The 13,260-nt window shown below is 43.1% G+C and carries 8 protein-coding genes; all 8 read right to left on the bottom strand.

Annotated elements, in window-relative coordinates; translation table 11 throughout:
- Nucleotides 1-154: 154 nt before the first annotated feature.
- The gene (locus tag ACSLUR_RS03360) at nt 155-2,119 is read right to left on the bottom strand and encodes a thrombospondin type 3 repeat-containing protein (RefSeq protein WP_448551793.1); all 1,965 of its coding nucleotides are present in this window, start codon (nt 2,117-2,119) and stop codon (nt 155-157) included.
- Between the two features lie 283 nt (nt 2,120-2,402).
- On the bottom strand, nt 2,403-3,863 hold the full coding sequence (locus ACSLUR_RS03355; protein WP_448551791.1) for an MFS transporter: 1,461 nt from the start codon (nt 3,861-3,863) through the stop codon (nt 2,403-2,405).
- 203 nt (nt 3,864-4,066) lie between these two features.
- Nucleotides 4,067-6,370, bottom strand: coding sequence for a DNA topoisomerase IV subunit A (parC, locus tag ACSLUR_RS03350; protein ID WP_115999329.1), 2,304 nt, complete (start codon nt 6,368-6,370; stop codon nt 4,067-4,069).
- A 222-nt stretch (nt 6,371-6,592) separates the two neighbouring features.
- On the bottom strand, nt 6,593-7,906 hold the full coding sequence (locus tag ACSLUR_RS03345; RefSeq protein WP_448551788.1) for a GGDEF domain-containing protein: 1,314 nt from the start codon (nt 7,904-7,906) through the stop codon (nt 6,593-6,595).
- Nucleotides 7,897-9,945: a diguanylate cyclase domain-containing protein gene (locus ACSLUR_RS03340; protein ID WP_448551786.1), complete on the bottom strand. Its 2,049-nt coding sequence runs from the start codon at nt 9,943-9,945 to the stop codon at nt 7,897-7,899. The genes ACSLUR_RS03345 and ACSLUR_RS03340 overlap by 10 nt, the downstream gene beginning before the upstream one ends.
- A 481-nt stretch (nt 9,946-10,426) precedes the next feature.
- Complete coding sequence (locus tag ACSLUR_RS03335; protein ID WP_448551784.1) at nt 10,427-10,861, bottom strand: VOC family protein; 435 nt, start codon at nt 10,859-10,861, stop codon at nt 10,427-10,429.
- A 95-nt stretch (nt 10,862-10,956) separates the two neighbouring features.
- The gene (arsJ, locus tag ACSLUR_RS03330; RefSeq protein ID WP_448551782.1) at nt 10,957-12,210 is read right to left on the bottom strand and encodes an organoarsenical effux MFS transporter ArsJ; all 1,254 of its coding nucleotides are present in this window, start codon (nt 12,208-12,210) and stop codon (nt 10,957-10,959) included.
- Complete coding sequence (locus tag ACSLUR_RS03325) at nt 12,200-13,207, bottom strand: ArsJ-associated glyceraldehyde-3-phosphate dehydrogenase (RefSeq protein ID WP_448551780.1); 1,008 nt, start codon at nt 13,205-13,207, stop codon at nt 12,200-12,202. The genes arsJ and ACSLUR_RS03325 overlap by 11 nt, the downstream gene beginning before the upstream one ends.
- Nucleotides 13,208-13,260: the final 53 nt, after the last annotated feature.

The following is a 13,260-nucleotide window of genomic DNA, read 5'->3' as shown; positions in this document are numbered from 1 at the left end:
AGCTCAATTTAAAGTTCTATTCAACTCGCTATTTTCACCAGCCGTTTCTAGTAAACTACACCGCGTAATAAAGGAGCCTGATGGCTCCTTTATCTATACAATACTTGAGTGTATTTGCTTTAGAGATAGTAACTACATCTCTAATGTAAAACGATTACTGTGACGCTTGATTACCTATTTTATCGACAAAAATATCGCGTTGATTGTTCCAATCCGCGGGATAGGCTATTAGTAGCTCTCCGTTATCCAATGTCACAGAGCTAAAGCCTAAATTAACACCACTGTTATACAACTGTTTACCTATTTCTGACTCACTTTCAGCCAAATTAATTTCATGGATGGAGCCATTAACAACACCTATTAGTTTGAGCTGGTTATTGATATTAATAGCTTTTAAGTTACCAATTGTTTCGGTTGATTGGCCATAGGTTTGTAAAGAGCTAAAGTCACTTCCTTGCAACACATTCCAAGTAAACTCGTAATTACTATCAAGGTGAGCATAAGTAATCAATAACTGGCCATCATCGCTTTCAGCCACACTCAAACCGTAGTTAATACCATCTTCTCTATTTATCTTATATATGCCCAGCGTTTCAATAAAATCAGCCGTTTTGACCAAATATAAATCGGAGTTGTAATTACTAGCTCCTTTTAATAAAGAAAAGCCAATTAAATAGTTTCCATCTTTCATTCGCTGAAAAAATAGATTAGAAAACGGATACACAACTCCCTCTTCATCTTGATAATCACTTTTATTGATATTTAACTCGACCAACAAGGGTGCAAGCGTTCTATAAGTGCGACGAACAGCATCTACTCGTTGATATAAACAAATAGTAAAATTGCAATTATCTAAAGCAATAATCTGATTATCAGCACTGACTGCTATCTGTTCATTATAAAGTGATGGCATTTCAGCAAGCTCTGCCCATGACGCGCCATTATCTTGTGAGATTGCGAGTTTAGTTACCCCTAGATCGGCAAAATCACGATACGCTATATACAGAGCTCCTAAACTATCACTTACTATTGTTGGTGAATCTTGAGTATTAATGCTGTTTGTTAGTTGTGTTGCTTTGTGAGGCTCTAATTCAATAGTACAATCCGTTGAAGATGCTGAGCAATAAACGCTAAATTCATGGGATTGATTGACCGTGTAGTCGTTGTTGGGGACACCATCACAATCATAAGTCGCCAATGAACAATACACTGAAAATTCTACTCTATAACTTTTGGGGTCCATGTGAGTAGGAAATTCTATTTCCCAAGCTTCTCGCCTATTATTGTAGTTAGCGTTGTAGTAACCCTCAGTTATAAGGCTTGAGAGCCTCCGCCCTGTTTCAACATCATATACGTAGTATTGCGAATGCCAGCCGTTCAGCGGATTAAGCTGCTGTTGCTCTGAAGAGAACCCTCTCAGGCTGAAAATAACAAAGTATCCCTGTTCATATTGCTTCTGCACGCCAACAACATCAAAATAGTCTTGAGTATCTACTATTCCGTCATTGTCATCATCACTGTCGCTGTTATCGCCTATACCATCAAGGTCAAAATCCCTTTGTTCACTTTTATCCAATGGAAATGCATCATAGATATCTTCTACGCCGTCGTTATCATCATCAAGATCAGTTTCATCACCGACACCATCACCATCAGCGTCTAACGCTTGTGCGGAGTCTAGTGGAAAGGAGTCAATATCATCATTGAAGCCATCGTCATCGTCATCAAGATCGGCTTTATTACCTATACCATCTTTGTCGTGATCTTCAAATTCGCTAGCGTCAAGGGGGAACGCGTCAGTACTATCATCAACACCGTCATTATCGTCGTCTGTATCTGCATTGTTGCCTATGCCGTCTCCATCAGTATCGAGATTTTCTTTGGGGTCTAATGGAAACGCATCATTACTGTCGATAACGCCATCGTTGTCATCATCATTATCGGCATTGTCGCCAATTCCGTCTAAGTCATTATCTTTAGATTCGGCAGGGTTGTTGGGGAATATATCGAGTTGATCTGGGACGCCATCTTTATCTATATCGTTAACATCACCTCCATCTCCACCACAAGCAATTAGTGTGGAGCACATTAAAATTAAAACTAAGTAGTTGGCTTTCATATTAAATCCCTTTAATCAGCTTTTACTTGCCATTTACAGAGCTCTATTTCACAGGAAATAAACTCTATAAAACAATAATGTTTAAATTTATCATGGGCTAATAAAGCACTAATTGCAACTAAGGTAAACCAATAACAATACTGCGGTATTTTATCTCTAAAACTTGTATAAAGTTGAGTAGACAAGCCTCAATGTAACACTAGAATTTAATTCTAATCACTGGAATAAAAAAATGGGGGCTGCCGCCCCCACATCCAAAATTCATAATGAATAGAATTTAAGCCTAAGCTTTTGCTTCAGTGTCTTTTACAAAAATAACCGACGCTGCCGCTAAGAACATGGCAACACCGGCCAGCATAATAATGTTAATCGCTTGGTTGTCGAATACATGACTTAAAATCCAACCAGAGGCAATACCTGAAACAATTTGTGGCGCCGCTATGGTGAAGTTAAATATTCCCATATAAACACCAGTTTTATCAGCAGGTAATGCGCCTGCTAGAATCGCATAAGGCATAGCTAAGATGGCCGCCCATGCAATGCCAACACCTGCCATAGACCACACTAAACCTAATGCCCCTTTTGGAATTTCCACTTGGGTGATCAGCAAATCAACATGAGTTAGCGTTGGGTCTTGGAATAATACAAAGCTTAAGTAACCTAAACCACCTGCGATTAAGCTTAACGAGTATGTAAGTTTACGGCCAAATGTGTTGGCAAGTTTGGTCATCACAATAGCAAACAAGACAGAAAACAAGGCCTGTGCGGCGTACAAAATACCTACCCAATCACCAGCAGAGCCTTTCGCTTTAGCGATATCGGTTGGTAAACCACCGGCAGCAGCAATATAGGCTGGGTCAAACCATTCAATAGCTACGCCCCAGGTGTGCTGCGTAATCGCTGCAGGCGTATAAGTCCACATAATAAATAGCGCAAACCAAGAGAAAAACTGCACCAGCGCGAGCTGTTTCATGATCACCGGCATATCTTTGAACAACGCCCAAAAGCCCGCTAGGCGCTCGCCTAAGCTACGCTGTGTTTGTTGCTCTTTAGCAACCGCTGCAGCGTCCATCTCTTTAAACGCATAGTACTGCTCTGGCGGATATTCTTTGGTGCGAAATACTGTCCAAAGTACAGAACCCAAAAGCACAGTTGCACCTATATAAAACGACCAAATAACCGATGGCGCCACTTCACCTTGGGCTGACAAATTATCTAAACCAATTACATTGGTTAAAAAGAAAGGCAATATCGAGCCAACAACCGCACCAATATTAATCAGCAAGGTTTGTACTGAATAACCTAAGTTGCGCTGACCATCGGGCACCATATCTGATACCAGCGAGCGAAACGGTTGGAAAGTGACATTAAAGGCGGCGTCTTTAATTGCAAAAATAAACAAACCAAAAATCATGGGTGGAATAAAGGCTACGACCATAGAGGCATTAGGCAGCAAAGCCATTGCCATCGCCGCCACAATGGCACCACCTAAAATAAAGGGCAATCGTCGACCTAAACCGTTCCAGGTTTTGTCGGAAGCCGCGCCGACTATCGGCTGAACAATTAAGCCCATAATGGGCGCTGCTAGCCAGAACAATGAAAGTGAAGAAAGGTCGGCACCTAAGTCCGATAATATTCGGCTAACGTTGCCATTTTGCAAAGCAAAGCCAATTTGCACGCCAAGAAAGCCAAAGCTGACATTCCAAATCTGCCAAAAGCTCAGGTTTGGTTTAGTGTTGTTCATTTATCCCCCCCAGACTGCGTTTTAGCGTTTTATAATTGCAGTGGTGAATAGTATTCATTAGAAGTTATAAAAAAAGCACACTGCCGAGGCAAGTGTGCTCATTGTACTGTTATCCTAACTGCCTTTTCTGATGCTCGGCAATTAACTGCATACGTATTCAGCTTAGTCGATTGATATCAATCTATTAGTGCAATATGTATCAACTAGCTTTCTTCGCTTGGCGTTTGCTCTTCGTCGGCAAGCACTTCAGTCACCGAGGTTTCCACTTCAATGCGATCAACACGCTGTAGACCTCGTGGTAGCTTGTTGCCGCGACGACCTCGTTCACCTCGGTAGTGTTCAATATCTGTAGCTTTTAGTGTCAGTTTACGACGACCCGCGTGCAAGGTTACCGAATCACTCGGTAAGATAACCGCCATTAAGGTCACAAACTCTTCTCGTGCTTTTGCTCTTGCCGAGGCAATGTTAATGATTTTATTACCCTTACCTTTGCTCAGCACTGGTAAGTCTTTTACTGGGAATACCAACATCCGGCCTTCGCTAGTGATAGCTAAGCACAAGTTTTCCTCTAAATTCGAAATAGGCAATGGAGTTAACACTTTTGCATTGGCTGGCAAGCTAAGCAGCGCTTTACCATTTTTATTGCGGCTGACCATATCGCCAAACGCACCAACAAAGCCATACCCTGCATCAGAACTCAGTAAGTACTGGCTGTCATCATCTGCCATCAAGGTTTGCGTAAAATTTTCACCCGCTGAGATATTAAAACGCCCAGTTAGCGGTTCGCCTTGGCTACGTGCCGTTGGCAAGCCATGCGCATCGGTTGCATAAGCCCGCCCTGTGGTATCAATAAAGACGACTGGACGATTACTGCGCCCTTTCGCCGAGCATAAGTAGCTATCACCCGCTTTATAACTCATCTGTGCAGGTTCAATATCATGCCCTTTCGCGCAACGCGCCCAGCCTTTTTCTGAAACCACAACAGTTACGGGTTCACTCGGCACTAAGTCTTTTTCAGACAAGGCTTTGGCTTCGCCACGTTCTACGATTTGTGAGCGACGTTCATCACCATAAAGCTCTGCGGCAGCAAGAATTTCTTTTTTCAATAAGGTATTCATACGTGCTTTTGAGCCAAGCGTTTTTTCTAGCTTTTCACGCTCTTTGTTTAATTCATCTTGCTCGGCACGAATTTTAATTTCTTCAAGTTTCGCTAACTGACGAAGTTTAATTTCTAATATGGCATTGGCTTGAATTTCCGACAGATTAAAGCGCGACATCAACTCTTGCTTTGGTTCGTCGTAATTGCGGATGATTTCAATCACTTCATCGATGTTAAGGTAAGCAACCAGTAAACCATCAAGAATGTGTAATCGCGCTAACACTTTGTCTAAGCGGTACTGCAAACGTTTACGTGTCGTTTCGCGGCGAAACTCCAACCATTCAGCCAAAATGTCGCGCAAGTTTTTCACCGCTGGCTTGCCATCCAAGCCAATCATATTCAGGTTTACACGGTAGTTTTTCTCAAGATCTGTAGTGGCAAACAAGTGTTGCATCAACTGTTCGGTATCAACGCGATTCGAGCGTGGCACAACCACTAAGCGGATCGGATTCTCGTGATCTGACTCATCACGTAAATCCACGACCATCGGCAGCTTTTTCGCCTGCATTTGGCTAGCAATCTGCTCTAACACTTTCGCGCCTGACGCTTGATGCGGCAATGAGGTAATGACAATTTCACCGTGCTCTACCTCGTAAACTGCCCGCATTTTAATGCTGCCACGGCCCGTTTGGTAGAGCTTCTCAATATCCGCTTTTGGCGTGATGATTTCCGCATCTGTTGGATAATCAGGCCCTTGCACATGTTCTAGCACGTCAGCTAATTCGCTTTTTGGCTGCTCGATTAAATGCACACAAGCATTGGCAATTTCACGCACATTGTGCGGTGGAATATCCGTTGCCATACCAACCGCGATACCCGTAATACCGTTCAATAAGATATGTGGTAGACGAGCCGGTAACGTTTTCGGCTCCTTCATGGTGCCATCAAAATTAGGTACCCAATCAACGGTACCTTGTCCAAGCTCTGACAGTAACACTTCACTGAACTTAGACAAGCGCGCTTCGGTGTAACGCATCGCCGCGAATGATTTAGGATCGTCTGGTGCACCCCAGTTACCTTGACCATCAACTAGCGGATAACGATAAGAAAATGGCTGCGCCATGAGTACCATGGCTTCGTAACAGGCAGAGTCACCATGCGGGTGGAATTTACCTAGAACGTCACCAACGGTACGAGCTGACTTTTTATATTTTGCGACTGCTGATAAGCCAAGCTCTGACATCGCATAAACAATACGGCGTTGCACTGGTTTTAAGCCATCGCCAATATGCGGTAAGGCACGATCCATAATGACATACATGGAATAGTTGAGGTACGCTTCCTCAGTAAATTTGCGAAGCGGGACTTGTTCGATCCCTTCAAGGCTATATTCGAGCGTGTCAGACATGAATTTTTTTCCTAACTACAGACAATTGTGCGGGCTAAATATCGACCTACAAAGAAGTGTTGGCGAGGGTCATCATTTAACCTAGTGTGCAATTTTTATTGTTGTCATTTCGCGGATCAAACGATCCAAATGATGATGTTTGCTAGCTTAGCGGATTCTCAACATAGAAAAAACTGTTTCGCGTGTGAAAAATTGGCGAATTGGGAATTATAGTGCATTTATCTATGCAGTTGGATTAAAACTCGCCACTTGACCATTACCAGAGCGCTTAGCAAGGTACATGGCATCGTCTGCTGCTTTGATTAATGCATCCACATCTCGAATTTGCTCGGTCAAGCTGGCAATACCAATCGACACCGTAACCTCAATAGAATGATTGGCAACAAGTAAAGGTTCAGCTGATATTTTGGCAGCAAAATTATTGGCAATTGCTTGTGCAGAAACATTATCAGCTTCCGGTAGTACAGCAATAAACTCTTCTGCCTCAAGATGAGCAAAAATGTCACGCGAGCGCATCACTTCTTGACCTAAGCGAGCCACCTCTTGAAGTACTGCATCACCAACGCCATAGCCAAATTCATTATTGATGCGTTTAAGTTGATCAACATCAATCACAAGTGCACTCAACGCTTGCCGATTATTATGCGCTCGCTCAACCAACTGACGAGCAACTTTGAATAAATGATCGCGATTACTAAGGCCAGTTAAGGTGTCTGTTTTGGCAAGCCATTTTAGCTTCTTGCGAATTTGCAATTGACGAAAAATCATCAACAAGAAAACAATACAAATGCACACTAGGATAATGGCGTAACGTTCTTGTTCTTGTTTTTTAAGTTCTATGCGCGCCACTTCCGCTTGCTTTAGCTTACTTTGCTCAGCGAGCAACAAATTGACCTGTTCACGCTGCTTAATTTGATATCGCTCTTCCAGTTGCGCCAACTGTAACTGCTCAGTGTGTTCAAATTCTTCCGCAAATTTAATGAGATAAGTACGGCGATAATGATAACCCTGCTGATAGTTCCCCAAGCCAACATAGGCATCAGATAGTGCTTGATAATAGTGATAAAATGGTGCGCTAGCTTGTAATTGTTCAGGTAACTTTGCCAGCAAGTTATTAGCTTTTTCTAGCGCGTCAACACTGTTATCAAACTGTTTATTTTGGAGTGCCACTAACCCACGACAATAATGAAGTAATAAGCGTTCAGCATCATTGTTTGCCTTAATGTTAGCGGCCTGTAAGTTAAATTCAGCTAAATTTTCAACGCGCTTTGCTTCAACAGCACCTACCAAAGACAATACTTGCTCAGAAACCGGCATTTCCAGCACCTGTTCTTGCGGGATTGGCAGGGCATACCCGACAACGGAATAAATGGGTGCAACGAAAAGCGTCAATGCTAACGGCATACTCAGCAAACTGGCGTTCTTAATCACTCTCGATAAACTTTTACTGGCTGCGGCGAACGCCAAAATTACAAAACGCCCAAAGACGTTAATGCCTTGTATAAAGCCAAGAAGCCGCCTGCTCATTAACTGCATATCCGCTCCCGACCTTGGTGCTTAGTGTCGTGCAGCGAATTATCGACATAATCAAATAAATCACGTAGTTTATATGAGTTCACAGCTTCGGTCGTTGAGACCCCAATGCTCACCGTTAACTCAGTCGCAACACTGAGCTTTGGATTTGCATCAACAACCGCTTGGCGAAACCTTTCAGCTAGCTCTTTAGCCGCGGTTAAGTTGACACCAGGCAGCAAAACAACAAACTCTTCGCCACCGTAGCGGGCAAAAATATTGGGGCGTTCAAATACGGTTTGCCCTATTTGGCCAATCAGTATCAATGCTTCATCGCCAACTCGGTGACCATATTGCGCATTAATGGTTTTAAAAAAGTCACAATCGATCAGCATGAAGGCGACAGGTTCACGTCGTTTCTTTGCGCGTTTCAAACCTTTTAGCGCTAACTCAATAAACCGACTTCTGTTCAGCACTTTAGTTAATACGTCGGTGCGCGATGCATTCACTAATTGCTTCTGCCCTTTCATTAAGTTGTTAAGCAAAATCGCAAAAACAATTGCTAATAGTGCCGCGACATAAATGTAAAGCTGCTTGTAATACGCTGTTTCTTTCACATCTTCCAACGCAAGTGACTCAAGTCGATGACGGCTTTCAAGCAAGCTTTTCTCTATATCGACACGCTGGCTTTCATACTGCAAGCGCAATTCAGCTTCTGCTTGTGCGGTACTGCTTTCAAGGTTCGCCATATTAAGCTCATACACACGATGATAAGTGTTATAGGCTTTTTGATATTCCCCCATTAAACGATAGGTTTCTGAACGAAGTACTAACAGTGCAGCCTCATCCATTGGCGCAGCGTTTATGTTGTCACTGTAAAACAGCTTAAACGCTTCATAAATGGTGCTTAGAGCCTGCTCGTACTGTCCCATTTCCTTGAGAATGTTAGATTTATTGATAAGGAACTGAAATGGTAAGTAATGATGCTCAACATCAGCCAGTAATAGCTCCGTAATTGCTAAATGCTCTAGTGCGAGGTCATACTGCTTAAGCTCTTTATTAACATAAATATTTGCTAAGCCAACATGACCACTAAATAACATCTCTGTGTTGTTGAGTGGTGCCAATTCGTTGAGTAAACGCTGATAGGTTTTAATTGCTTGGTCTGTGTCACCACTTGCCGAATAACTAACCGCGATATTGCGTAAATTATTGATGGCAAGTAACGGTTTTTCTGCTTGCATGTAGTAGCGGTAGGAAGATTGATAATACTCGCGAGATTGTTCGCCTTTCTTTAAATTACCGTACAAAATCCCCAGTTCACTATAGACCAAGCCTTTGAGCTCTAAATCCGACAGACGTTCTGCAATCGTGGCGGCATCGTTTATAGCAATAATAGCTTCTGAGAGTTTGTCGGTTTGATAATAAATAGCGCCGATATTGATTAAGCCCTTGGCGATTTCTTTTTGATCATCTAATGATTCAGCAACTTCTAAGCCCGCTAAATATTGCTCCATCGCTTGCTCTGGCTTCCCCAACGTTTCAAGCGCATAGCCAAGATCGTAAGCTAGCTGGGCGATAATAATGCGTGGTGAGATTAAGCTCGATGCTAAAATTAAGCCTTGCTCAGCTGTTGCTCGGGCAAGTCGGTGCTGCCCTTGCAGTGAGTAGACCTCAGCAAGCACGTGGTAATACTCTAGCTGCTCATTTAATGGGTATTGGGTTAACGAGGGCTTTAAAAGCTGCAGTTGATGAACCGCTTTTGCTTGCTCGGTATCAGACAGACGCCTAATTGGGGCAAGTTGTTCAAGTAACGAGGTATTGGTGTTTGAAACTTGCTCAAAAGTATCTGCTGTTTGTGCATTCCACGGAGCAAAACCAAGACTTAGTGATAACGCAAAGCTTGATGTTGATACAGATGCCAGTGCCAATCCACTAGTAAAGGCGAATGCGCCTAACCAATTTGAGTATATTCTAGCGAAAGATAAAAATGGCTTTTCTCTAATTGCCAGCCAACTGTTGAAGTGTTGATTATAGAAGTGGAATAAGAAATTTTTTTGCACTTACCTGTGGCGCCTATTGGTGTTGTTCTTTGCTTTAGTTCTTTACTGCAGATGCATCTTTTGTACACGTTTAAAATAAACGCTTACCGCAGTATAACGACAAACAATCACCAATCAAAGCATAAATCAAAGCACAAATCACACAGTATTCAACGCCCCAAAATTTAGATATCACAAGGTAAAACAGCGAGTTAAAAATAGCCTAGTTAACAAGGGCGTGTTGAACTTTCGAGATTGAATTTTGTTCAATCTAAACGCTTTCTGATCCCGGCGCTCGCTTTGTCGCATAGTCGTTCTATGTAAATAGCGAGCAACAATGAGCAGGAAGCGTTTAGATGAACCCCATCTATTAAAACAAAAGGGGCAGCGTCTGTTTTGATTTTCTACTGTGTTGGCACTTATTTATGGAGAGTAACTACACTGCACAAGTGCCGCCTTGTATAAAACCCAAACAGACTGCTGCAAAAACAACCCTGAAAGATCAACACGCCCTAGATGAGTAATTAAAATCCCAAAAGCTAGCTTCGATTTTATTACCCTCAGGGTCAATCACAAAACAGCCATAATAAGGTTCGCCATAGTCTGGTCGTGGACCAGGTTTACCATTGCACTTAGCACCCAACGCTAAAGCTTGTTGGTAGAAGTTTTCAACCTGCTGATGAGACTTCGCCACAAAGCCAAAGTGCACCCCATTGCCGGTGCTCATTGGCTGTTTATCAAATGGAATTTGCACCCAAAATTCTGGGTAACCCTTGCCAAAAGCAAGTGCGTGTTCGTATTCACTAACTAAGTCAATATCCAATGTTGCCAATACAGGCTGATAAAATGCTTTGGCTTTGACAAGGTCATTGGTGCCAATCGACGCATGACAAATTGTGCGATAGTTATTGCGCTCGTCATTCGCGCTAGTGCTCATAGTGATAGTGACTCCGGTCTATGTAAATTGCTAAAATACACTTTTTGTTTGTGCCGTTTGGTTTCTGACGCTTTGTTTTTGAAGCTTTTTTTAAACTAAGCTGTAACTGCCTCATCCGCCACTTTGACTTGTGTTACCAACAAAGCAGCCAGCCCCGCCAGTACACTTGAGGCAACCAAACACGCCATTAAACCATATTGTTGATACATCAATCCCGAAAATATCGTGCCGAGTAATCGCCCCATCGCATTCGCCATGTAGTAAAAACCCACATCAATGGAAACACCATCTTCTTTGGCTAACGCAACAATCGCATAGCTATGCACGGCAGAATTTATCGCAAATACGGCGCCAAAGAGTAACAAACCGATCACCAACACCCAAGTTGCTGATAGCTCACTATTTAAGGCAAACATTAGCGCGATAACAGACAGAGTCAGTATGCCGCCCCACTGACTTGCAACTGCATGCACAGGTTTATTTGAGAGGTTCACTAGCTTTGGTGATAACGCTTGTACTATGCCATAACCAATCACCCACAGCGCCATAAACAACCCCACATGGTGATGCTGCCAAGCCAATTCACTGACAAAAAATACAGGTATTGCAACCACAAACCAAACATCGCGAGCCGCAAATAAGCATAGCCGTGCCGCTGATAAGTAATTTAATGGCGCAGACTTAGAGAATATATCGTTAAACTTAGGTTTATTTTTTGCTTTACCCAGATCTTTTTTCAATAACAGCTGGCTGGCAATTACCACTAAAAACAGAGCGCTGGCCATTGCAAGCATGGCAGATTGAAAACCTAGCAATGTCAACAAAGCGCCACCGAGAAAAAAGCCAATACCTTTTAAGGTGTTTTTTGAGCCAGTAAGCAAGGCTACCCATTTAAACAATTTACCTTCAAAAGAAGTTCCATGCTGCCCGTTTTGCGCTGAACCTTTCGGAATAAGGGCTTTAATACTGCTCTTAGCACTCATCTTGTTGAGGTCTTTAGCAATACCTGAAAGCGCTTGCGCCGCCATCACCAACACAACCGTTAGGTACTGATCAGGCACCGCCAACATCGCCAATGCGGCAACTTGCAATACCAAGCCAATTTGCATCGTACGATTAAGGCCAATACGTGCCCCTAGCCAGCCGCCAATAAGATTAGTTACCACACCAAAGAACTCATAAAACAAGAAGAGCATAGCAATCGCTAAAGGCGAGTAACCCAGCTGGTGGAAATACAAAACCACCAGCATGCGCAAAGCACCATCAGTTAACGTGAAAGCCCAGTAATTAGCAGTGATCACTAAATACTGTTTTACTTCACTAGATAGCGTTCGGAGTTTATTTAACACTTAAACCTACCATTTTTGCTAGCTCAGCAGTGCGGTTAGCGTAGCCCCACTCATTATCGTACCAAAGGTACATTTTTAAATGGGTGTTATTCACTACCATAGTTGACAACGCATCAACGATACTTGAACGCGGATCGGTTTTATAATCCACTGACACTAAAGGCTTTTCTTCGTAACCTAAAATGCCGTTTAGCTCCTGCTCAGCAGCTTTTGACATTAATTGATTAATTTCTGCAACGGTAACTGGACGCTCCATTTCAAACGCACAATCGGTAATTGAAGCATTCGCCAGCGGCACGCGCACCGCATGGCCATTTAAGCGGCCTTTCAATTCAGGGAAAATATGAGTAATTGCCGTTGCCGAGCCTGTTGTTGTCGGGATCAAGCTTTGCCCGCAAGCACGAGCGCGGCGCAAGTCTTTGTGTGGCGCATCTAAAATGGTTTGGGTGTTCGTGATATCGTGAATGGTCGTCATGCTGCCGTGTTTGATACCAATGTTTTCTTGCAGCACTTTTACTACAGGTGCTAAACAGTTGGTCGTACAAGAAGCTGCTGTCACGATCGGGTGCTCATCAACATTGTATAAGTTGTCATTTACGCCCATGACAATATTGAGTACGCCCTCTTCTTTAACGGGCGCAGTCACCACCACACGCTTTACCCCTTGGTCTAAGTAGGCTTGCAACTTCTCTTTGGTTTTCATCTTACCCGAAGCTTCAATCACAATATCGCAGCCTGACCAATCAGTGTCAGCAATCGCCAGGTTATGCGTAATAGCGATTTGCTGATCATCAATAATCATCTTATCGCCTTCAGCGCTTGCTTGATGCTGCCAAGTACCATGAACAGAATCGTAATTCATCAGGTGCGCCAAGGTTTCGGCATCACCTGCAGGATCGTTAATTTGTACGAAGCTAAGTTCCGGCCACTGCCATGCAGCACGCATCACTAATCTGCCCATGCGGCCAAAGCCGTTAATACCTACTTTAATTGCCATGACTAATCTCTCTATACAGTTCTCTATTCAGCTCTCTAGCTAATGCTTTGTTC

The organism is Thalassotalea montiporae (assembly GCF_053485855.1).
This window is presented reverse-complemented; position numbering and strand designations above follow the sequence as displayed.

What these genes read in the sequence shown, in the direction of transcription:
- ACSLUR_RS03360 (WP_448551793.1), bottom strand. Translation starts at nt 2,119, where the DNA reads ATGAAAGCCAACTACTTAGTTTTAATTTTAATGTGCTCCACACTAATT.
- ACSLUR_RS03355 (WP_448551791.1), bottom strand. Translation starts at nt 3,863, where the DNA reads ATGAACAACACTAAACCAAACCTGAGCTTTTGGCAGATTTGGAATGTC.
- parC (WP_115999329.1), bottom strand. Translation starts at nt 6,370, where the DNA reads ATGTCTGACACGCTCGAATATAGCCTTGAAGGGATCGAACAAGTCCCG.
- ACSLUR_RS03345 (WP_448551788.1), bottom strand. Translation starts at nt 7,906, where the DNA reads ATGCAGTTAATGAGCAGGCGGCTTCTTGGCTTTATACAAGGCATTAAC.
- ACSLUR_RS03335 (WP_448551784.1), bottom strand. Translation starts at nt 10,861, where the DNA reads ATGAGCACTAGCGCGAATGACGAGCGCAATAACTATCGCACAATTTGT.
- ACSLUR_RS03325 (WP_448551780.1), bottom strand. Translation starts at nt 13,207, where the DNA reads ATGGCAATTAAAGTAGGTATTAACGGCTTTGGCCGCATGGGCAGATTA.